Annotated in this window: 20 protein-coding genes and 1 pseudogene; 11 read left to right on the top strand and 10 right to left on the bottom strand. The window is 44.4% G+C overall.

Annotation, left to right across the window (positions count from 1 at the left end):
• Window positions 1–7: 7 nt before the first annotated feature.
• The 4 genes and pseudogenes from C9I99_RS12915 to C9I99_RS12900 all read right to left on the bottom strand — a co-directional run bounded on the left by C9I99_RS12915 (window position 8) and on the right by C9I99_RS12900 (window position 4,592).
• On the bottom strand, window positions 8–823 hold the full coding sequence (locus C9I99_RS12915) for an outer membrane lipoprotein-sorting protein (RefSeq protein WP_107349293.1): 816 nt from the start codon (window positions 821–823) through the stop codon (window positions 8–10).
• Window positions 816–1,883 carry an ABC transporter permease gene (locus C9I99_RS12910; RefSeq protein WP_166645463.1) on the bottom strand — a complete coding sequence of 356 codons (1,068 nt, stop codon included), beginning with the start codon at window positions 1,881–1,883 and terminating at the stop codon, window positions 816–818. Before C9I99_RS12910 ends, C9I99_RS12915 begins: the two co-directional genes overlap by 8 nt.
• A gap of 207 nt (window positions 1,884–2,090) precedes the next feature.
• Entirely contained in the window at window positions 2,091–2,807 is a 717-nt protein-coding gene (locus C9I99_RS12905; protein ID WP_243734633.1) for an ABC transporter ATP-binding protein, read from the bottom strand.
• A gap of 965 nt (window positions 2,808–3,772) precedes the next feature.
• Window positions 3,773–4,592: pseudogene (locus C9I99_RS12900) on the bottom strand (IS5 family transposase).
• A 158-nt stretch (window positions 4,593–4,750) separates the two neighbouring features.
• On the opposite strand from C9I99_RS12900, the gene C9I99_RS12895 reads away from it, so the two are divergent.
• Together C9I99_RS12895 and uxaC are read left to right on the top strand one after the other, a co-directional pair.
• Window positions 4,751–5,380: a hypothetical protein gene (locus C9I99_RS12895; RefSeq protein ID WP_107349290.1), complete on the top strand. Its 630-nt coding sequence runs from the start codon at window positions 4,751–4,753 to the stop codon at window positions 5,378–5,380.
• 106 nt (window positions 5,381–5,486) lie between these two features.
• Window positions 5,487–6,896, top strand: a complete 1,410-nt coding sequence (gene uxaC / locus C9I99_RS12890; protein WP_107349289.1) for a glucuronate isomerase — start codon at window positions 5,487–5,489, stop codon at window positions 6,894–6,896.
• 293 nt (window positions 6,897–7,189) lie between these two features.
• Here the strand turns inward: uxaC and C9I99_RS12885 are convergent, their stop codons facing one another.
• A complete protein-coding gene (locus tag C9I99_RS12885) occupies window positions 7,190–8,356 on the bottom strand; it encodes an oligogalacturonate lyase family protein (RefSeq protein ID WP_107349288.1) in 1,167 nt (388 codons plus the stop codon).
• 382 nt (window positions 8,357–8,738) lie between these two features.
• Here C9I99_RS12885 and kduD (C9I99_RS12880) point away from each other — a divergent pair, with 382 nt between their 5' ends.
• Complete coding sequence (kduD, locus tag C9I99_RS12880; RefSeq protein WP_107349287.1) at window positions 8,739–9,500, top strand: 2-dehydro-3-deoxy-D-gluconate 5-dehydrogenase KduD; 762 nt, start codon at window positions 8,739–8,741, stop codon at window positions 9,498–9,500.
• 82 nt (window positions 9,501–9,582) lie between these two features.
• On the opposite strand, the gene C9I99_RS12875 is transcribed toward kduD (C9I99_RS12880), so the two are convergent.
• Window positions 9,583–9,909 (bottom strand): cupin domain-containing protein, encoded by a 327-nt coding sequence (locus tag C9I99_RS12875; RefSeq protein WP_107349286.1) that lies wholly within the window; start codon window positions 9,907–9,909, stop codon window positions 9,583–9,585.
• Window positions 9,910–10,329: 420 nt separating this feature from the next.
• Between C9I99_RS12875 and C9I99_RS12870 the strand changes: the two genes are divergently transcribed.
• Both C9I99_RS12870 and C9I99_RS12865 read left to right on the top strand, forming a co-directional pair.
• The gene (locus C9I99_RS12870; protein ID WP_107349285.1) at window positions 10,330–10,968 is read left to right on the top strand and encodes an RpiB/LacA/LacB family sugar-phosphate isomerase; all 639 of its coding nucleotides are present in this window, start codon (window positions 10,330–10,332) and stop codon (window positions 10,966–10,968) included.
• A gap of 297 nt (window positions 10,969–11,265) precedes the next feature.
• Window positions 11,266–11,676 (top strand): VF530 family protein, encoded by a 411-nt coding sequence (locus C9I99_RS12865; RefSeq protein ID WP_208113426.1) that lies wholly within the window; start codon window positions 11,266–11,268, stop codon window positions 11,674–11,676.
• Window positions 11,677–11,838: 162 nt separating this feature from the next.
• On the opposite strand, the gene C9I99_RS12860 is transcribed toward C9I99_RS12865, so the two are convergent.
• The 4 genes from C9I99_RS12860 to kduD (C9I99_RS12845) form a co-directional block, all read right to left on the bottom strand.
• On the bottom strand, window positions 11,839–12,549 hold the full coding sequence (locus C9I99_RS12860) for an HAD family hydrolase (protein ID WP_107349375.1): 711 nt from the start codon (window positions 12,547–12,549) through the stop codon (window positions 11,839–11,841).
• Window positions 12,550–12,832: 283 nt separating this feature from the next.
• Complete coding sequence (locus C9I99_RS12855; RefSeq protein ID WP_107349283.1) at window positions 12,833–14,602, bottom strand: sodium:solute symporter family protein; 1,770 nt, start codon at window positions 14,600–14,602, stop codon at window positions 12,833–12,835.
• A 149-nt stretch (window positions 14,603–14,751) separates the two neighbouring features.
• Window positions 14,752–15,267 (bottom strand): YgjV family protein, encoded by a 516-nt coding sequence (locus tag C9I99_RS12850; RefSeq protein WP_107349282.1) that lies wholly within the window; start codon window positions 15,265–15,267, stop codon window positions 14,752–14,754.
• A 138-nt stretch (window positions 15,268–15,405) separates the two neighbouring features.
• On the bottom strand, window positions 15,406–16,167 hold the full coding sequence (gene kduD, locus C9I99_RS12845) for a 2-dehydro-3-deoxy-D-gluconate 5-dehydrogenase KduD (RefSeq protein WP_107349281.1): 762 nt from the start codon (window positions 16,165–16,167) through the stop codon (window positions 15,406–15,408).
• A gap of 273 nt (window positions 16,168–16,440) precedes the next feature.
• Between kduD (C9I99_RS12845) and kdgR the strand changes: the two genes are divergently transcribed.
• From kdgR to C9I99_RS12815, 6 genes are all read left to right on the top strand, one after another.
• Complete coding sequence (gene kdgR, locus C9I99_RS12840) at window positions 16,441–17,223, top strand: DNA-binding transcriptional regulator KdgR (protein ID WP_107349280.1); 783 nt, start codon at window positions 16,441–16,443, stop codon at window positions 17,221–17,223.
• 83 nt (window positions 17,224–17,306) lie between these two features.
• Window positions 17,307–18,245 (top strand): 2-dehydro-3-deoxygluconokinase, encoded by a 939-nt coding sequence (gene kdgK, locus C9I99_RS12835; protein WP_107349279.1) that lies wholly within the window; start codon window positions 17,307–17,309, stop codon window positions 18,243–18,245.
• Window positions 18,246–18,255: 10 nt separating this feature from the next.
• Window positions 18,256–18,879: a bifunctional 4-hydroxy-2-oxoglutarate aldolase/2-dehydro-3-deoxy-phosphogluconate aldolase gene (locus C9I99_RS12830; protein WP_107349278.1), complete on the top strand. Its 624-nt coding sequence runs from the start codon at window positions 18,256–18,258 to the stop codon at window positions 18,877–18,879.
• A 238-nt stretch (window positions 18,880–19,117) separates the two neighbouring features.
• Window positions 19,118–19,915, top strand: a complete 798-nt coding sequence (locus C9I99_RS12825; RefSeq protein ID WP_107349277.1) for a substrate-binding periplasmic protein — start codon at window positions 19,118–19,120, stop codon at window positions 19,913–19,915.
• Between the two features lie 369 nt (window positions 19,916–20,284).
• The gene (locus C9I99_RS12820; RefSeq protein ID WP_166645464.1) at window positions 20,285–21,499 is read left to right on the top strand and encodes a PfkB family carbohydrate kinase; all 1,215 of its coding nucleotides are present in this window, start codon (window positions 20,285–20,287) and stop codon (window positions 21,497–21,499) included.
• Complete coding sequence (locus tag C9I99_RS12815; protein WP_208113422.1) at window positions 21,499–22,470, top strand: nucleoside hydrolase; 972 nt, start codon at window positions 21,499–21,501, stop codon at window positions 22,468–22,470. The genes C9I99_RS12820 and C9I99_RS12815 overlap by 1 nt, the downstream gene beginning before the upstream one ends.
• Window positions 22,471–22,475: the final 5 nt, after the last annotated feature.

Raw genomic sequence — 22,475 nt, 5'->3', positions numbered from 1 at the left:
ATTTTGGCTACCCTTGCATCAATGCCCGCCGATCGAAGCGTGAAGCCGGTATTGTCCTTGCCTCAATATCGAAGTACTTCATAATAGTCATACTGTCTTTACGGATTGCATCGTATACCTTCATTTCATCGATAAACTTTAATTGCGAATCCAGCAAGGTAATCGTATTACCGTAACTCATCAATGCATATTTGATCATCTTATCAGAGGCGGTAAAGAAATCAGACTTAAGCGCAAGATGGCTATCCTTGGCAATATAATACCTGACCTGTTGATATGTGACGTTCTTTTCTTTTGCTGTTAACCACAAAACATAGCTATCAATACCTTCGACCTTAGCTTCGCCAATCACAACGGCATCGTAGTCTCGACTGTAGTTGGTTGTGGCAATATCACCGTTATTCGCCTCCCCCAGCAACCTTTGCCTAGGTGATATCGGCACGGGACGCTTGGTAGTCGGTGACAAGAACCACATATTTCTTGACCGGACAAGTATGCTGATCCCCCGAGAGCGGGCTGGCGCTGTAAATGAAACTAGATTATCGTCACCAGCCGCTTCGATAAGCATACCAAAGCTGTTGACCTCCTCGCCTTCTTTGAATGAAGTGAGCTCCGCATTGAACCGAATGCCATCAAGGTTTCCCCCTCTGGCCATGTCACTTCTCTTGAGTAAATCATCGGCATCCAGAGAGATTGACTCCAGTGGCCTGATATCAGTCACGATTGATTGATCCTGATAGCTCGTCAAGCGGCTCAGTGGCTCTGCCTGTGCAGACATCACTGCAACCGCTGATAGTACTATGGAGAGTAAGTATTTATACATGACCAAGTGCCTCCGTTATCGGCTTCTTGGCTGCCTTTTTCGCAGGCAGATAGGAAGCAAAGGCCGCCAAGGCAATAAACACAATGGACGTCGAGATAAGGTTCTCGATCAATAGATCAATAATCAAGTTCACTTCGGACGAAGAATCTGGAGCTAGATAACGAATATCAGCATAATTTATTGCGCCACCGATAATATAGGTCGCGATGAGGCCGACAACACTCCCTATCGCGACAAGTAACATCCCTTCGTAGACAAATAATCCCGTCAGGGTTCTTTCTTTCATGCCAATCGCACGCAAAGTGCCAATTTCACGGGTACGCTCGACAATCGCCTGTCCCATAGTATTGAGTACGCTAAAAAGTACAACAAGCACAACAACCAGGCTAATAAATAGATGCATCATGTCGAACAAGCCTTTGACTTGAGAGTAGTACATCGACAGCTCTTTCCAATCCTTGATCTCGACATCCAGCCCCGACTGCTCTAGCAATGCAAGAATATTCGGCATTGCGGCCTCCGCCTGATCAGGCGTCTCCATCAAAATAATGACCCTGTCCGCCCCCTCAACATCATAGAGCTCTCTTGCTAGATCCAATGGAATAAGGACGAACTTATCGTTGGTCGCAACACTGCCTGTATCGGTCATGTCTGCGATATTGACATCACTCGCACTCATCATGCCATCGATGGTGGCGGCGACAATGACAAGATCTTGTGAGGCATAATTATCGGGATCGACATCCAGCATTTTGGCCAATCCGCTACTGAGCACGGCCCCTCGGTCATCCGTTGGATCCAAATAACCCGGCGCGTCCTCATAAATGTCCCCCTTTCTCAGCTGTAACAGGTCATCAGCCAAAATCCCTTCACTCAAAAATATATGGGATACATCACCATTACTGATTAAGCCATTAATATGTAACCGGGGACTGATCATCTTTATTCCATTAACCTGGACTAGGCGTTCAGTCATCGTTTCTAGTTCTTGACTATCAAATACGTACTTTTTGGGTTCAACCGAACCTTTCTCGTAAAAATCCGTTTTGACAATAGTCAAGTGACCTAATCTTTCACCTATAATTGCCTCTTGCTCTAGCGACCGATAAATGTATGTAAAGTATCCTTCAAATAAACTTAAAGCTATAAATCCAATACTAATGCTCAGTAAAGTCACGACACTTCTACGCTTGTTCTTAAGAATATTACGTGAAGCCATTTTGACTTTAGTTATAAAACTAAATGCCATGTTTTCATTACCTATTTGCTATGCACCGATGAGAGAAAGATCTGACTTATTACTAACTTTCTCGATAGGAGATGGATACACTTTCCCATCTCTCAAATAAATATTTCTAGAGGCGTGCTGCACCAAGTCCTGATCATGCGTAGATAAGATAAACGTTACGCCATGATCTCGGTTTAATGACTTCATTAACTCAATAATTGCCAGCGATGTTGTCGAATCAAGGTTAGCCGTTGGCTCATCGGCTAAAATAATACTGGGATCACTCACTAAGGCACGAGCAATTGCGACTCTTTGCTTTTGTCCACCACTGATATTATCAGGAAGTCGTTGTAATTCATTCTCCAACCCAACTTCGACAAGAATTTCACGGGCTTTATTTCTTGCCGCTTTTTCAGGCTCCCCTTTAATCAGCAATGGTAGCATGACATTCTCAACAGAGTTTAAGACAGGAATAAGGTTAAAGCCTTGAAATATATAGCCTAATTTATCACATCTAAACTCACTACATTGGTTGCTCGTCAGTTCATTAATACTAACACCATCAATAGTAACCGTCCCTGATGTTGGTGAATCGATTAAACCGAGAAGATTTAGTAAAGTCGATTTACCACTTCCTGACTTCCCCCAGATACAAACAAATTCCCCCTTATTAACCTTAAGGTTCAAGTCATCAATAGCTGTTACGGGTACTCCACTGGTATCATAAGTCTTTACCAGATTATGTAAGGTAATCATCACATTCATTCCATGAAAATAATGTCAATTACCGTACCACTCAAAAAAATAATTAACAACAAGAGTAGTATGTATTTTTTATTTTAATCAATACACTTCACACAACAACAATAATAATATTTACAACTTTGATTATAAACAACCAAGTCAATATAAAATCGACAAGTAACTGCATTACAAACAAGAAAACAAAATCATTCAACAACAATAAATATGAAAAACAACAATAAAGTTAAAGCTCTAAAATTCAAAAAATAAAGACAAGATCAAAAACAGTGAAAACAGTGAAAACAGTGAAAACAGTGAAAACAGTGAAAACAGTGAAAACAGTGATATAAAAGCCAACTGCAAAGCACTAACACGAATAAAACAGACATATATACTATTAACTCTTTAATATAGACTAGAATATATTGCAATCCATTTATATAAGACAATCTAGTTAAAGTGATTTCTTAAAACACAACATAAAGACTTATTAAAAATATGATATCAATATTGATTTTTAGTTTCATCGTTACAACTGCTATATAACCAAGTAGAATAATTAATTCTTACTGATAATCTCGATATTAAACTGTTCTCTACTAATTCAGTTTTCCAATTTATTAAATCAAGATCAAATACTGCCTCATCACTACTTTTCATCTTACTAACATAAAAAAGCCAGCACTAACGGTTAAGGCGGATAGATAAGCGCTCCCCCCCTACAGCACTTAGGAATTGTCAAATGGTGAAGGCTATCCAAATCGGATATGGCCATCATCGTGTAATTTTCTCCAGGCTTCTATGCAACATATAGGGCAAATTGCTGATTGCCAAGTTATCCGGTGGCTAGTTTTGAGGGTTAACCGCCAGTAACCAACATATTGTGGGCCACGATATAGATAATCGTTTAGGCCTTAGAGGGGCGTTGTTGATCAAATCATTGCTCAAGGCGCATTTATACCAAGGCTTCCCCGCAGTTATTCAGCGGGCTGATGCGCAGGCATACCCAGTCTTATGACTTTGTTCATCGCTTTCACTCCGGCCAGTACTTCGCCTACCTGTGCATCATAATCACGTAAGCTCAGCTTTGGATTTATGAGTTGCTTATAACGATACATTGCTGTTTCTGACAAAGAACGCTGATGATAACCGTTGTCCTTTTTCCACTGATTTAAAGTATCGTTTTTTAGTGCAAAAACTGCGTCATTACGTGGGTGTCCTTCTTCCCAATAACCAGCATCAGCTCGAGGCGGGATGGTGGGTTTTGCACGCTTCTTACGAAGTAGTTTATGGCATTCCTTGGTGTCATACGCTCCATCGGCTAACACTTGCAGTAACCGCCTTCGCAATGGGTTAAGTAACGTTGGCAGAACTTCATTATCGCCAACATTAACCAGGCTAACTTCAGCGGCAATAACCTCATGGGTGTCAGCATCGACAGCTAAATGCAGCTTACGCCAAGTCCGGCGCTTCTCTTTGCCATGTTTGCGTGTTTTCCACTCACCTTCACCAAACACTTTAAGGCCTGTAGCATCAACAACATGGTTTACCGGGCCACGGCTTGGGTTACGGTACTTCACTGGAACTGTCTTCTCTCGCTTGCTGATACTGCTGTAATCTGGTGATTTCAGCGGCACATCCATCAAGTCAAATAGCGAGTTAATAAAGCCTTCTAAGGCTCTGAGTGACACACCGAAAACGCCTTTTAGCATCAAGCCAAAAGGTAAGTGAACCACGATTTACCAGCGCTTGATTGTACTGCTTCCAGTTCGTGATTTTCCGATGCGGTTTGCTCATGGTGTTATTCCCAAATAAGTGCTTATGGGATCAGATCACCGATACTTCATAAGGTTCAATCGATTTGTTCAACAACGCCGAACAAACCTGGCAGTGACAAAACGCAGCTCCGTGTAGGCCAAGTCGTCTGTGTTATTAACGGTATTGTTGTTATCTTGATGGCCCAGCTATTTAGCAGCCTGAAAGAACTTAGCCTGTTTGACTTGATGATGACAGTGGCAACACTGGCTCAATCGCCAATTCTTGTTCCGCTGTTTATGGGCATGTTCATCAAGAAAACGCCTAAGTGGGCAGCATGGGCAACCGTGTTATTCGGTATGTTTGTTTCTTTCCTATGTATCAAGGTCTTTACCCCTCAAGCGCTTGGCCAGCTAATCGGTGTTGAATTTACCGGTCGTGAAATTGGTGAGCTACGTACCATGATTACTATTGCGGCGCACCTGTTCCTGACTGCAAGCTTCTTCTGGGCAACGACATTGTTCTATAAAGAAGAGACTTTCAGCAAAGAAGAGAAAGAACAAGTCGACACCTTCTTCGAGAACATCGAAACTGAGTGCGTTGCCGACGGCTCACAAGATGAATTCGACAAAATGCAACGTGAGAAACTAGGTAGCATCACCATGATGATGGGGGTTGGTCTACTCGCCATGGTTCTACTGCCTAACCCATTATGGGGACGAGCATTGTTCCTAGGTTGCTCAGGTATCATTTTGCTTACGGGCTACTTGCTTAAGAAAAGCGCCCAAAGGAAGCCGGAGTCAACCGGGGAGCTAGCCTCACAAAGTTAATCCCAAAACATCCCTTATCAATGCCGCCTCATTCAACTGAGGCGGCATTTTATTTTCAACAGCGTTCCATGCCAACTCGGCTAAATCGTTCATTGAAGAGCATGTTATGAAGAAGCCTTTTCTTGATCAGCACTTTTTGCTGCATACCCCAACAGCGCAACACCTATACCACAGCTATGCCAAAGATCTTCCCATTATTGACTATCACAATCACCTAAGCGCGCAGGATATCTATCAAGATAACCACTATCGCTCCATTGCCGATGCTTGGCTTTCTCACGATCATTATGTTTGGAGGGCAATGAGAGGAAATGGTATCGATGAGCACTACATTACTGGTGCTGCAAGTGACTATGAGAAATTTCAAAAGTGGTGTGCAACCGTCCCATACCTCGCTGGCAACCCTTTTTATCATTGGGCTCATATGGAGCTACAACGTTACTTTGGCGTCACTGACCTGATCTGCACTGAAAACTGCGACAAGATTTGGCGGCAGTGCAATGAGCAAATTGACGGTGACGGCTTCTCGGCAAGGCAGTTACTAGAACGGATGAATGTCGAGTCGCTCTGTACCACCGATGATCCACTGAGTGATCTTCGTTACCACCGTCACTTAGCGGAAACCGACTTCGCCGTTAAGGTACTGCCTACCTTTCGGGCCGATGATATTTTCAATATCGACAACAGCAAAAAGTTTGTCAACTGGGTGGCCAAGCTCAGCTCACTGACAGACTTAAGAATCAACAAGATTGAAAGTCTTTACCAAGCATTAGATCTGCGATTTGATTATTTCCATGAACATGGCTGCCGCCTATCGGATCTTGGACTTAAAACCGTTCCCTATAGCGACTCATCAACCCTCAAAGATGCCGACCGTGCCTTGAGCAAGGCCCTGGCCGGCCAGCCGTTGTCGGACAAAGAAATCAATCAATTCAAAACCAAGCTTTTCCAGTATTTGGGGCAAAAAAACTACGATCTTGGTTGGGTGATGCAACTCCATATCGGTGTACTGCAAGACACCAACCAACGTCGATTTGAACAGCTTGGGGGCGCCACTGGGTTCAGTGCGATAGACGATACCTGCATTGCACAAAACCTAGGAAAGCTGCTCAGTTTGTTGGATTATCATCGTGCTATGCCCAAAACCATCCTCTATTGCCTAAACCCTAAAGATAACTATGTGCTCGGGACGATGGCTGGCGCATTTCAAGACAGTGACTTTGGTCCGGGGAAAGTGCAGCTGGGTGCTGCCTGGTGGTTCAACGATCAAAAAGACGGCATTGTTAACCAATTAAAAACACTGGGTAACCTTGGTGTACTCGGGCGATTTGTCGGCATGCTCACAGACTCAAGGAGCTTCCTCTCCTACCCTCGCCATGAGTACTTCCGCCGGATTTTATGTAACTTGATCGGCGAGTGGGTTGAGCTAGGTGAACTCCCCGATAATGAAGCATTACTCAAGCGCATGATTAGCGACATTTGTTATTACAACGCAAAGAGCTACTTCAGCTTGTAATTGATCACTTAGGCACCGTTATAATTACAGCCAGTTTACGCATAAAAAAAGCCAAGTCGTATTACGACTTGGCTTAACTCTCAATATAACACTAGTTAAAAGCGATTCCTTACACGCCTCAACCATGAACCAGTTGTTTGTACCTGTCTCGTAATTAACGGCATCATCGCACTGGCTATTTACAGCAAAGCGCATTGACAGTATGTCAGTAAAATCACCCAGCTTTAGAAGAGACAACAAAAAACCCGCCGAAGCGGGTTTAAATAAAGCTATATTCGCAAAAATTAATACGTTTACGCTTTAAATTGCTCTGGGATATCAGCAATATACAGGCTTGGTACACCTTCAAAATCACTGGTAAACAGCACACCATTATCGTTTGGCGTAAATGATGGGTGCGGGTGGGTGATCTGGCGGTCACCGTCTAGTACTTCCCATGACGTTGAGTGCTTCGCCAGACGAACCGATGTCTTGTTCTTGGTGTTTAGGATATACAAGAATGGGTCATTCTCGATGTTGTAGCCATCACTGTCAGCCACATCTACTGGCGCATCACAACCATCACCCACCATTAGCGAGCCATCAAAGTTGCTCATTAGGTGTGAACATGGCGGCATCACCATCACTTTTTCATTCTCAAGCGTTACAGGATCTGCTTTATAGATCACTCGCTCAGTCTGGCCTTTGAAATAAGAAACATATGCCATTGCCGAGCCATCTGGAATCCAGAACTCATGAGTACAAGACTCACCTTCCTCATGCTCTTTGATCTTGCGAACGTTTGAACCATCCTCGTTAACCAGCCACATGCGCGCATCAACCAAATCATGCGGTCCTTCATGGCAGAAGCCAACAGTTGAATCATCGAAAGGACGATAGATAGGGTGGCCTAGCCATGCATCATCTTGGTGTACTACTTCCAGATCACCCGTTTCGATGTCCACTTTAATTAAGCGGCAGGTAGGGTTGGTATGATAGAAATCTTGGAACTTCTGCCAATCAGTCAATGGCTTCCAGCATGACTTCAGAATCTCGATACCCACGAGTTTGGTACAGTCAGAGTTTGCCACCCACGTACCGTAGCCCTTCCACTCGCTATCTACGGTATAAACAACCGTTTCTTCTAATGTTTCGAGATCCACCTTCATCAAGTGAAGCTCGTTTTTCACATAGAAAAAGTGCTTTTCATCAGTAGAAATGAAACCGCCAAAGGTATTATCCCCTGTGCCTTCAGTCAGCTGTATCGCCTGCTGCGTTTCTAAATTAAGTAGGTAATAGTTACGGTTACCGTCGAAATCACCAGCAAACAGCAACTTACTGCCGTCATTGGTAAAACACTTTTGGTAGAAGTAATTTCGGTGGCAAGTGATGCCTTTCGGCGTCAAGCGAGTTACCTTCACCCCAGTATCACTGTCTTCAAAAGACTCAAAGCTCAGATCAATTTTACTACCCTTGGCCATTCTATTTCTCCGATTCATGTTCTCAAGTGACTAGCTAGCAAAAAGTTAATACACCAAACATAAAAAAATTAACAATTAAAAAATCAAAACGTAGTTTCAATACCACTTATTATACGTCTACTCGAGCACTGACACACGAAGGAAATCAAAACAGCGGTTCATTTTGCCTATATAGATATAGTAAATGTGATATTGATCACCCTACGAGGCGACCAGCGTGACAGTTATAGGTCGCTAATCCTATCGAACGATATCGCTTGGCACTGTGAATAGCTCACCATTACACGGAAAAAATGAAACATCATTTCTTTTTTGTTGAAATGACGCGCAAAGATGATATCCTTTCATCAAGCTCAACCAGCCACTATCACGAGGAATTGGCATGATACTCAACGCATTTAATCTTGATGGCAAAGTTGCCATCGTTACTGGCTGTAACCGTGGACTGGGGCAAGGTATCGCACTGGGGCTTGCTCAAGCAGGTTGCAATATTGTAGGGGTAAGTTCGTCTGGCAGTGAAGAGACAAAAGCCAAAGTCGAAGCACTGGGCCGCAAGTTTATCGATGTCCGCGCCAATTTGATGAAGCTTGATGACATTCCTAGCATTATAGAGTTAACGCTAGAGCAGTTCGGAGCCATCGATATTCTGGTCAACAACGCCGGAATTATTCGACGCGAAGACGCAATCAACTTCAGTGAGCAAGACTGGGATGATGTCATGGACATCAACCTCAAGACCACCTTCTTCATCAGCCAAGCGGTTGCCAAACAGTTCATAGCCCAAGGCAAAGGCGGTAAAATCATCAATGTGGCTTCGATGTTATCTTTCCAGGGTGGTATCCGTGTCCCTTCCTACACCGCGTCAAAAAGTGGCGTGATGGGTGTAACGCGTTTGATGGCTAACGAATGGGCGAAACACAACATCAATGTCAACGCGATCGCCCCAGGCTATATGGCAACCGACAATACCGCGCAGCTTCGTGCAGACGAGCAGCGTAATGCACAAATCCTAGATCGAATTCCAGCTGAGCGTTGGGGTGAACCCGCAGATCTCGCCGGCCCTGCGGTGTTCCTTGCTTCAGAAGCCGCCAATTATGTTAACGGATTCACAGTGGCTGTGGATGGCGGCTGGTTAGCTCGATAAGCCATTTTCAAATTAAAAAGCCAGTCAAACAAAAAGGCCAGAGCAATGAAAGATGCTCTGACCTTTTTTTATTTCGTAAAGATTATGCCTCTACGAAATCCTTACGCATTGGCGTAAAGGTATCAATCAAAATACCCGCCTTCAGGCAACGGCAGCCGTGCAAAATTTCAGGCTCTTTGTACATGGTATCGCCTGCTTTGACGATTTTCGTATCATTACCAATGGTAAATTCAAACTCACCAGACAAGACATAGGTCAATTGCTCGTGCGGATGAGTATGCAGCGCACCGATTGCACCATCTTCGAAGTGCACTTCAACTGACATCATGTTGTCGTTGTGAGCCAGGATTTTACGGCTGATGCCTTCACCCAAATCTTCCAGTACGACATCGTTATTAAATACAAACATTTGAACACCTTTTCTATGGTTCTGAGTATCACTTGCTTGGCTACATCTTACATCAAACACCAAACAAGTGAAATAATTGAAATCACGTTTCACTAAATAAGGATAACAAAAAGGTAAACTCCACCATCTTCCATCGAAGGTAAAGACAAGGCAGGGAGCCACATCAAAACAAAACACCAAAAAAGATGATAACAACAATAAAACAAAGACTTAAATAGAACAAACCGCGACTAACTAACAGGATAAGTACAAACACAGCAGAAAACCAGTGCACTACATCAGTAGAATCCAATAGCGAGCCTTGGTAAATCAGCGCAAAATCACAGTTTAAAATAATTTAATTTTTATTTTTTTGAAAAGCCTTTTCATTTTTAAATCTCTATCTTATACTTACTGCATCAACGACAGAGAGATATTGTTATGAAAATCGCACTAATGATGGAAAACAGCCAAGCGCCAAAGAACGCTATGGTTGCAGCTGAACTAAACAACGTTGCTGGTGGCCTTGGTCACGACGTTTTCAACGTTGGTATGAAAGATGAGAACGATCACCACCTAACGTACATTCACCTAGGTATCATGGCGAACATTCTTCTCAACTCTAAAGCTGTAGATTTCATTGTCACTGGTTGTGGTACTGGTCAAGGTGCAATGATGGCAAGCAACCTGCACCCAGGTGTTGTTTGTGGTTACTGCCTAGAGCCATCTGATGCGTTCCTATTCAACCAAATCAACAACGGTAACGCTATCTCTCTAGCGTTCGCTAAAGGTTTTGGTTGGGCTGGTGAGCTAAACGTACGTTACATCTTCGAAAAAGCGTTTACTGGCAACCGTGGCGAAGGCTACCCTATTGAGCGCGCAGCACCTCAACAAGCAAATGCAGCGATCCTCAACGACGTAAAGGCAGCTGTATCAAAAGATGTTGTTGAAGGCCTACGTGCTATCGATCAAGAGCTAGTTAAAGCAGCTATTGGTAGCACTCAATTCCAAGAATGTTTCTTCGCAAACTGCCAAGATGAAGACATCAAAGCATACGTACTGGCGCTTCTTGAGAAATAATTTGTCATTACACTGAAAACACATAGATTGCGGTTTTCGAAATGATTAAGGCTCTGGGCATGCTCAGAGCCTTTTTGTTTATTAGTCTCTGTTAACCGGGCGTAAACTAGAGCGTGCTTGATACAAGCCTTGGCATTTATTGTAATAATCATAGGGAAGGAAAGCATACTCTGTTAGACTCCCATGCCCTCTTTTCCTCTGGGTTTAAGAGCCTGTAACACTGCCGTGTTTGATTGAAGACTAGAGCGTAGATCCCCAACCAGCCTTGGTTAACTAGATACTTAGGAACTCATTATGATGACTGATGAAGAAAGAATTGAATTACAACAGAACAACCCATTGCACGGTCTTAAGTTAGAAACGCTACTGCAAGAGCTGGTCGACTTCTACGGTTGGGACATTCTTGATACGGCAATGCGTTTTAACTGCTTTAACACCAAGCCATCGATTGCCAGCAGTGTAAAGTATTTGAAGAAAACTGACTGGGCGAGAGAGAAGCTGGAAAACTTTTACCTATACCGCTTTAAGCGTATGCCTCGCGCTTCGAGCGAAGAGTTTGAAATGTCACCACGCGCTCGCACCTTCCCGCACGGTCTTAAGCCGAAAGAGCCGATGGAACTGACGGTTGAGTCAATTTTAAAATCACAAGCGAAAGCAGCATCAGCCCACAAAGAACGCTCATCACGTGGTCGTCACTCGCGCCGATAGTTGACGTTGGCTGCGGTATTAAGCCGTAGCCTTAAGTCAATTGCGAAGAATCAGCTAAACCTGATTTACCTGTTGTTCCAAATTCGGCCTCTCCAGTTTGGAGCAATAAGGCCTGCACCCAATGCCCCCCCAAGGGGAGAGCTATCACGACTTATAGCTTGATCATAAGTATTGGCCACAAATGCTCACGAGATCACTCGGCGAGCGAATAATAAAATCAGGCTGAACAGCCCACTCTTCAGGTACTGCACCACTGTATGCAGCTGCAACTGAAATGACAGTAGACTGCAAACCCAGTGCAGATTGCAGGTTTCGGGCAAATTGCACATCGGCTTCATGATCACCAACATACATAATCACCTTCTTTTCGGGGTTATCGAACAACCTCTCAACGCACATTACCCCACCCTCAGGTGACGGTTTCTGGCTATTTCTAGAGACATCATCATAGCCTATTATCTCTTTGAAATAGGTATCGATCTGCGCCTCTGATAAAACATTCAAGATGTTCTTTGACGAGTTCTGCGAACAGATACCATGTGGAACAGCAGATAAATCTCGCACAGTATCATCCATCCCAGCAAACAGTGTTACCGGCATGGTATTGCTCAACTGGTGTTCCGCCCATAATGAGCCAGCAGTCAACATTTCCGGCTCAGTCATTCCATAGTATTTTATATAGAGCTCTTGCCAGTTTTTTGCCGCATGATTGACTTGATGGTACGCCGCTTCACTTCGGAGACAGCGAGGAAGGTTATCTCCTGTCAAATGCGGTGCGACGATGGATAAAATAGATTTAGTAATATCGATATTTTTGGGCACAGAGTTAACAATTGTGCCGTCATAATCCCATAAAATCGCATCTAGCCTCATAGCGCCCTCATAAACGTACATAGTAAGAACCTAAAATATATATGATTAATGACGCGCAAACTCGTAAATAGCGTCCACACAGAGAAACGATGCGTTGACGCTATTATCAGCGATAATTCGTTATCAATGATGATGTAAGCTATGGCTGCCAGGGAGGCTATTCAGAACGGATACGTAACAACGATTGACGCATCTATATGGGGATGTAATGAGTTTGTGGGTATTGGCAAGATAATGCAAAAAAGGCTGTTAGTTTCCTAACAGCCTTTTAAGTCAGAGTTGATTAGCTACTTGAAACGGTAACCTGCTGAGAGGATTGATTAAGTTGCGCACTCCTCTTCAAACCATATCCCACAGCAAATATCACTGCAGCACATCCTAAGAAAAGCAACCGTCCCCAAAGTGGATTTGGAATCAGCACCATTAAGGTCAAGCCCGCAGCCATGTATATGACCAATGTGCCAAGTTTTGCACGTTGCATACAGTCGACAATATCTTGGCCTTCTTCAGAAACACACTCGGTCTCCAGGTCCTCAAAAAACTCTTTCGTAGTCTCAATGTATGGGTCATTTTCTTCTTTGTAGAACAACGTTGTCAGGCAGAAGAAACCAGCAGTAAAAATAAGGTGAGCAGCAATAGTGATCATCGTGCGCATTTCACCCACTTCACGACCTGTTAGCTCTTCAATACCGAACCAACCAGCGACGAAATGCGGAGTAAATACCTTCACTACAGACCAAGATACCAGCATACCAACTACTACCGTTGCCCATGGCGCCCACTTAGGGGTCTTACGAATGACGATACCTAGGAACAGAGGAACCAAGATTGGCGACTGCAGCAGCGTTGCAACTTGCATCATTAGGTCAAACAGACTTAGGTGCTTCAGTGAATTAAAGAACTGAGCCATTAGGATGACCAGAATACCATTCACGAGACACGCTATCTGGCCTGCACGTAATAGCTCTCTATCGCTCGCCTGACCTTTTCTAACAATGTTTGAGTAGAAGCTACGAACAAAGATACCTGAGTTGCGGTTTAGTGCTGAATCCATCGAGGACATTGTGGCAGCAAATAAACCCGCCATTAGCAACCCAACCGTACCGATAGGCATAGTTTCACGAGCAAAAACTAAATAAACTGCATCACTTGCTTTGGCGCCAAGTTCAGGATAAGCCGAAGCGGCTTCTGGATACAGAATTGCTGATGCCCACGGTGGAATGAACCAAATAATCGCACCGAATACCATCATAACTAGCGCCATTGCAGCGGCTTTAGTTGCATTCTTGGAGTCTTTAGCGTTCAAGAAGCGATAAGACTCTTGCATGTTATTAATACTTTGCAACTGTTTAACCACAAAGAAAATAAACGTACATACAAGCAGCAGCGGATAGTTCATATCTGGTCCCATAATGAATCCACCAGGGAACTCATTAATGATCTCACTTGGACCGCCAACGAAATAAAGAGCAACGCCAGCACAAGCAATAGAAATGACCGCAACAACCAGTGTCTGGATGAAATCTGACGCCACGACACCCCATGCACCACTCAGCAGGGAAATCACAAGCACTGCGGCACCCGTGACATAGATAGTCGTGATGATATCGGCATTAAATACCGCTGAAGCAAACACGCCTAGGCCATTTAGCCATACACCCGCGTTAATGACACTAAGAGGAATGATGACCCAAGTAAAGAACTGTTCATTAACCGAGCCGAAGCGACGCTTAACACCTTCAGTTGGGGTATCCACACGCATCTGACGAAAGCGACGTGCAAAGTAGAGGATGGCAAATACATACGCCACCATGTTACCGATAAATACCGCCAGAACCGCAAAGCCATCATTAAATGCTTTACCTGCAGCACCGGTAAATGTCCATGCGGAAAACTGTGTCATAAACGCGGTCGCACCAACCATCCACCAAAGCATTTTACCGCCCCCACGGAAGTAATCACTGGTACTGTTACTTGCCATTTTTTTGAATAACAAGCTAATTGCCACCATTAGGGCAAAATAGCCAGCTATCACTAGATAATCATATTGCATAATCAACCTCAAAACGCCGTTTTATTTTGAGTGGATTATAGTTTCAATAACCTCTGGTTTCCGTGACAAAAATCGAAACAACGGTTCATTTCCTGACTTTTGCGTAAGAATGTGATCTCAATCACTGTCGTAGGTATTGTTCTATTCATTTATCGACACGAAACAGAAGCAGTCTTCTGCTGGCGATATAACCGTAGCATTGTCACCACATTCACACTCAATAGGGTAGCTTCAAGCAACGTACCGCCAATCGAGCCCACCACGATATTGTTACAGAGCCAGCACAACGCCCCAATCAAGAACGCTAGACGCATCTTGATCCCTTTGAGGCAAAATAATGCGTAGGTGCCGATACATGCCCCTGCAATCGGCATCAAATCCAGCCATTGCTCCGCCAAATAAAAACCAACCGCTAAGTTACAGGCAACAAAGAAATAAGCGAGGCCCCTCGACTGGAACTTTACTGACAGAGCAGTACGAAAAGCCGACAGCAAGGAGCTAAAACCCGCCGTCACGGCGCCAAGCAAGAAAAAGTGCAGCATATGGTTGATATTAAAAATCACCATCACCACTTTGAGTTTCTGGTCGTCTTTTTGGTAAAACGCAGTGATTCCCAATGCAAAACTGACAAATCCCAGGACTTGTGCAAGCGATAAATCACCCATCACTATCCGGCCCCTTTACTAACCATCACCAACAACGAAAACAACGGTTTTAACCTGCATGGCTCAATGAATTCAGTTGATATAAACAAAAAACGGCCGCACCCATACAGGTGCAGCCGCTGTCAGATATCTTTGTGATTAACGAGCTAACCAGCCGCCATCAACAGCCAATGTGTAGCCATTTACGTATGAAGCCGCATCAGAAGCTAGGAATACACATGGGCCCGCAAGATCTGAAGGCTCACCCCAGCGATCCGCTGGAATGCGCTCTAGGATTTCAGCATTACGCGTCGCGTCAGCACGTAGCTGTGCCGTATTGTTGGTTGCCATGTAACCCGGTGCGATCGCGTTCACGTTGATATTGTGCTTCGCCCACTCGTTAGCCATCAGGCGAGTCACGCCCATTACACCGCTCTTAGACGCTGTGTATGAAGGTACACGGATACCACCCTGGAATGACAGCATCGACGCGATATTCACAATCTTGCCACCGTGACCTTGAGCGATGAACTGCTTAGCAACAGCCTGAGACATAAAGAACACAGACTTGATGTTGATGTTCATTACGTCATCCCAGTCAGATTCGCTGAAGTTGATCGCATCTTCACGGCGAATGATACCGGCGTTGTTGACCAGAATATCGATTTTACCGAACTTTGTAACCGCCTGATCAACGATGCTTGCGATGTCATCCGTTTTCATCAGGTTAGCGCGGATATCAAGGAACTCACGACCTGTTGCTTTGATTTTTTCAATTGTTTCAGTCGGTTCAACAATGTTGACACCAACGATGTTACAACCAGCTTGAGCCAAACCCAATGCCATACCCTGACCAAGACCGGTGTCACAGCCTGTTACGATGGCAACTTTACCTTCTAGGTTGAATGTATTCAAAATCATGTCGTTTCCTCGATGTGTGTCCGCAGTCGTCAGACCCCGAACAAGAATTTGATGTTCCCGTTAATGTGGTGCAACTATATCAACACCAAAAACCCACATCAAGTTTTTTGAAAAGCCGTTTTAATTTTCACCTTCTCCTTTGATCGCAGTCACACAAACCGGAGTAATTCGCGCTGATTCATATTTTTTGAAAAAGGTTTTCATAAAAATAGATAGGAAAAACGTTAGGACGTATAATGCAGGTAACAACGAATATAAAGAAAGGAATGATAGATGGAATCCGCAAAACAGCCTGAAGCCGTCTCCTCAGTCATGAAGGTGTTCGGTATCCTTCAGGCACTGGGCGAGCAAAAAGAGATTGGTGTTACCGAACTATCTCAGCGCCTAATGATGTCAAAAAGTACCGTGTACCGCTTTTTGCAAACCATGAAAATGCTGGGTTATGTCTCTCAAGAAGGTGAAACAGATAAGTATGCGCTGACTCTGAAGCTATTTGAGCTTGGTGCAGCCTCATTAGAACATGTGGATCTGGTTGATCTGTGTGACAAAGAGATGCAGCTGATCTCCCAGCAAACCAACGAGGCCCTTCACCTTGGTGCATTGGATGAGAATGCCATCATTTACATCCATAAGATTGACTCTGGCTACAACCTCCGTATGCAATCACGCATTGGCCGACGTAATCCTCTCTACAGTACCGCTATTGGTAAAGTACTGCTGGCTTACCGCAACGAAGAATTCACTCGCAATGCATTGAATGGCATTGATTTTATCAAGCATACTGATAAAACACTGGAAAATATAGACCAGCTGTTAAGTGAGTTAAAAGCCGTCAAAGAGCAAGCCTTTGCCGAAGATAACGAAGAGCAAGAGCCGGGCCTGCGCTGCATGGCTACACCTGTTTTCGATCGCTTCGGCAATGTCATCGCTGGCCTATCGATCTCACTACCGACTATTCGCTTCGATGAGAAGCGCAAGGCTTATTATGTGGAATTGCTTCAGAATGCTAGCCGTAGAGTTTCAGAACAGCTTGGATATCACAACTACCCACAATAAATAGAAACGGTATTTCATTTTTATTGACTTGCAAGAGCTTATTGTTAAAAATACCCTCAACAACCAATCTTGAGGGTTTTTTTATGGCTTTAAAACGTGTTGCTGTGATCGGTGAATGTATGGTCGAACTGCAGCGTAAAGGCGAGCTCATCAAACAGAGTTTTGGTGGTGACACGCTCAATACTGCACTTTACCTTTCCCGCTTGACCCACCAGCATGGTGTCGAGACAAGCTATATCACAGGTCTCGGCACTGACAGCTTTAGCCGCGACATGTTGGCTGAGTGGCAGCAAGAGCAAATCAATACCGAATTGGTCTTTCAATCCGAAGAAAAGAACCCTGGCTTGTATCTGATCGAAACTGACGATACCGGCGAACGCACCTTCCACTACTGGCGCAATGACGCAGCCGCTCGCTATTGGCTTGATAACATCGACAGCCAAACACTGGTCGAAAAGCTAAGCGGCTTTGAAATGATTTACCTGAGCGGGATCAGCTTGGCAATTTTGCCAACAGCTGCCCTGGATAAGCTTTTCCTAGTTCTTCAGGCTAGCAAGGCGCAAGGCAGCAAAATTGTTTTCGACAATAACTACCGTCCTCGCTTATGGCAAAGTGCCGATATCGCAGCAAAACGCTACCAAACTATGCTGTCATTGACCGATATCGCCCTACTGACCTTTGATGATGAAATCATGCTGTATGGCGAGCATTCTGTTGAAGAGTGTATTTCCCGTACCCAACAATGTGGTGTGAGTGAAATCGTGATCAAACGCGGCGCTGAAGACTGCCTTGCGATTACTGCTAATGGTAGCCAGTCAATCGCAGCGACTAAGGTCGACAACGTTGTCGATACCACTGCCGCCGGCGATTCATTCAGTGCCGGTTACCTGGCAACACGCCTGACCGGTGGTAATACCGAACAAGCCGCAAAAAATGCCCACTTATTAGCTGGCACCGTGATCCAACATCAGGGCGCCATTATTCCAGCCACAGCAATGCCTGTGTTATTCAATTCGAATTAAGGAAGACATCATGACTACGCTAAATGCTCGTATGGCCGAGCTGAAAGTTATCCCTGTAATTGCTATCAAAGATGCTGATAAAGCAGTAAAACTGGCTCAGGTGTTATCTGAGAACGGCCTGCCTTGCGCCGAGGTGACTTTCCGTACCGAAGCGGCCGTACAAGCTATCCGCAACATGCGTGATGCCTACCCTGATATGCTGATTGGTGCTGGTACTGTGCTAACTGCCGAGCAAGTAGACCAAGCTATCAACGCAGGCGTAGACTTTATTGTCAGCCCAGGCTTCAACCCAACTACCGTGAAATACTGCCAGCAGCGTGAAATGCCAATCATCCCAGGCGTTAACAACCCAAGTATGGTTGAGCAGGCCATGGAGCTTGGTCTTGATACCCTGAAATTCTTCCCAGCAGAGCCGTCTGGTGGCGTTAGCATGCTAAAAGCGATGACTGCGGTATACCCTGTTAGCTTTATGCCAACCGGTGGCGTAAGCCCATCCAACGTGAAAGACTACCTAGCCGTTAAGTCTGTGTTTGCATGTGGCGGTACTTGGATGGTTCCGGGTAACCTGATCGACGAAGAACGCTGGGACGAGTTGGCGGAGTTGGTTAAAGAAGTGGCTAACGTAGTCGCTTAATGATCGCATTACCTTAGTACGGCTCAACATTTAATAGGTAGAGGGACGAAATTTCAAAAACGCATAGACACATCTATGTGGCTCCAAACCGTCATCCCTGACGGTTAAGTTTTTGAAATTTCCCTCTGCCTTTCTCGTTATACTGTCTTGCTATTGCCCTGCCCTTCCGCTGCAAACTTCCAGCCTGCTGTTACACTTGAAAGACCCTTAAATGTTTTCCAGCTAGAAGTCTTTCACAATGAAGAACGCCAAACAAAAGTCTCGCTATCTGCTCCCTTTAAGACTCACTATTTACAGCTCCGCATTGTTCGCTGTGGTTCACCTCTATGCAGAGCAAAGCAAGCTGACTGTCGCCATCTCAACCGATATGCCCCCTTATGTGATGCAAAGTGGTAGTGAAGGGCTTGAAGTGGATATTGTCAGGCATGCATTGGAAGGATATGAACTAGAGTTTGTCCAAATGCCGCTGAGTGACGTACAAAACGCAGTACAAGACAAGAAGGCCGATGTCGCTATTGGCGTATTAGTGGATGACGGTGACATTTTTTATTCAGATCACCTCGTCACCTTTGTAAATTTCGCCATCACTAAAAAAAGCGATGATCTCGCAATTGATTCTATCGATGATCTCAAAACCCACCCGGTACTGACTTGGCAGAACGCCTACCTTGAGTTAGGTGGCGAATTCCAGGATCTGTTCTCTCCGGGCTCAGAATACCGCTCCAACTACCATGAATTTGGTGACCAAGCCAAGCAGGTCGCGCAATTCTGGAAAGCAGACAAGCAAGTTATCGTCATCGACCGTAGTATCTTTGAGTTCTTCACTAAGGTCATGAAACAACCTATTGATAGTGTTAACTATCACAGCCTGTTCCCACCCGTGACGGAATTCAAAGCCAGCTTCAAAGACAAAGCGATCAAAGATTCATTCAACAAAAAGCTTAAGGAAATGTGCCAAAGCGGCAAGTACGTCAAGCTGCTAGAAATGTATGACGTCGAGTTGGAAACCACAGTGTGTGACAAACTGCCGCAATAGCTAGCCTAGAATATAGAATCGAACAAAAATACCACGGACACGCTTGTGTTCGTGGTTTTTTTATAAACAGCAGGCCCCCAATAAGATCTATATCAGAATAAAATACATATCCCCATCCCTTATATGAGCGCAGAGTCATTGTGACAAAAAACCGCTATTAACCATAGAGAATTTTCAACAAATAGTTTGCATTTTTCACTCAATATTTATTTCTTATTTATTTTCAATAACCTCAATATTTAGATAGAAATAATGAAACATCCCGAAACAAACTCGGACACCCAATGTCCGATTCCTCTTTATAATTGGGTACCAGCAACCAGATCTCATCACGTTCTCCCACTATTATTTCCCCACAAAGGAGGTTCCATGCTCAAGCAACAACGTATCAATACTATTCGCTCTTTATTACTTAAAGAGAAACAGGTGTCGGTTGCTGAGTTAGCAAGATTGTTTGAGGTAACTGACAGAACAATCCGTAGGGACTTAAAACAATTAGCAGAATCAGGCGTCGCAGAGCTGTTCTTTGGTGGAGCAAGATTCGCAACTATCGAAAATAATGCTTTATTCAAGCAAGTGGGTATTAACAATATTATGAATGCACTCTCTAGCAAATATATTAATGGTCAAAATGGAAAATCACCAAAATCTAATCATATGTTGGGTGTTTATATTCTTGGTTCTTTTAATATTGATATTGTATCTGAAGTGCCTGACTTTCCGAGAGAAGGCGAAACAATCCATTCCCTTTCCACTGGGTTTTATGCTGGGGGAAAAGGCTCAAATCAAGCAACAGCAGCCGCAAAAGTTAATGACCACGTACATTTAGCTGTGAAAATCGGTGACGATGAATTTGGCAGTAAAGCACGACAATATTTCTCCAGTACGGATATCCATTCATTCTCTATTTTCGAAGACAAGGAAACGCACACGGGTAATGCCTCTATCTTTGTCTCTCAGCAATCAGGTGAAAACTTTATTGCGATAGATTTAGGTGCCAATAAAACCATTACTGACCTAGAACTTCATCAAGAATATGAGCTTATTGAAAACAGTAGGGTTTTTCTCACCCAACTCGAAAACAATTTCGAAGCGACAAGACAAGCGATTGAATGTGCGAGTGCTACCGGGTCATTGGTGATGCTTAACCCTGCTCCTTATATCGACGAATGCAAATCGATTATACATCTAGTTGATATCGTCACCCCCAATGAAACCGAAGCCCAAGACATGACGGGAATTGAGGTCACCGACATTGAAACGGCTAAGCAGGCTGCTCAAGCCATCCATAACATGGGGGCCAAAGTTATCGTCATGACGATGGGCAGCAAAGGTGCACTGATGTTCGATGGACAACAATATCGGCATTTCCCACCTTATAAAGCCGTCGTTACAGATACATCCGGCGCTGGTGATTCATTCAACGGCGCACTGGCAGCTAGCTTAGCTAACGACCTACCTCTTGATTATGCAATTAAATTTGCTTCTGCTTACGCCTCTCTTGCCGTCGAGCGAAAAGGCGCCTCGAACATGCCCGAAGCATCACTGGCCGAAGCTCGACTAACAGAACAGGAAAAAATGTAATGGCAAACCACGAACTAGCTCTAACGCAGATGAAAGCTAAATTCTCTTCAATGACCCTCTCTGAGCGGATGGCAAAGATGGATATCCCTACTTCTGGGAATATTGCTACCGTTATTGATAGTGATACCTTCAATGAAATTGATGATCAGTTCGCCATTGCATGGGCAATGCTTAGGCATGATCGTATTGATCTGCAAGCAATTTATGCCGCTCCTTTTACCAACTCGATGTTTAACGATAGCCATGAAGCCGTCTCAGATCCTAACGTGGGAATGACACTGAGCTATGAGGAAATTGAGCGCGTTATTGATCGAGTAAAAGTAGAGAAAAAACCTGAGATCTTCAAAGGTTCAACTCGCTATGTATACCAGAGCACCACTGCGGAGCGTTCTGACGCCGTCAATGATTTGATTGCCAGAGCCCATGCCTGCGAAGAGGTACTTCAGGTGGTCAGTATTGGCGCACCAACTAACATTGCACACGCTCTTCTTGCAGACCCATCAATTACCGACAAGATCCACGTATTGTGGTTAGGTGGTCACAGTTTTGACTGGCATGACACCGAAGAGTTTAACCTGCTGCAAGACAAGGATGCGAGTCGAGTACTATTAAACTCAGGTGTCGCCCTTACCCTATTTCCTTGCATGGGGGTCACCAACACCCTAGCCACCTCCGTACCGGAATTGCAGTACTACCTTGCAGGTACCAGTGAAATTGGCGATTACCTCGCACAAGAAGCACCTAAGTGTCCATGGATTGGGTTTGCTAACCGAAAAGTGATCTGGGATATCGCACCGATTGGTTACCTTATTGACGCTAGCTGGTACACCGAAACATTTGTCGCCTCGCCGATACTAAATGACAACTTAACATGGAGCTTTGATAACCGCCGCCACCCTGTTCGCGTTATTAAGTTTATCGAGCGTGACGAATTGTTCGTCGATTTATTCAATCGATTAATCAAAGGGTAAGCATA

It is taken from the genome of Photobacterium lutimaris, from assembly GCF_003025555.1.
Lineage (GTDB): Bacteria > Pseudomonadota > Gammaproteobacteria > Enterobacterales > Vibrionaceae > Photobacterium > Photobacterium lutimaris.
The sequence above is the reverse complement of the archived record's forward strand: the minus strand, read 5'-3'. Positions and strand labels throughout refer to the sequence as shown.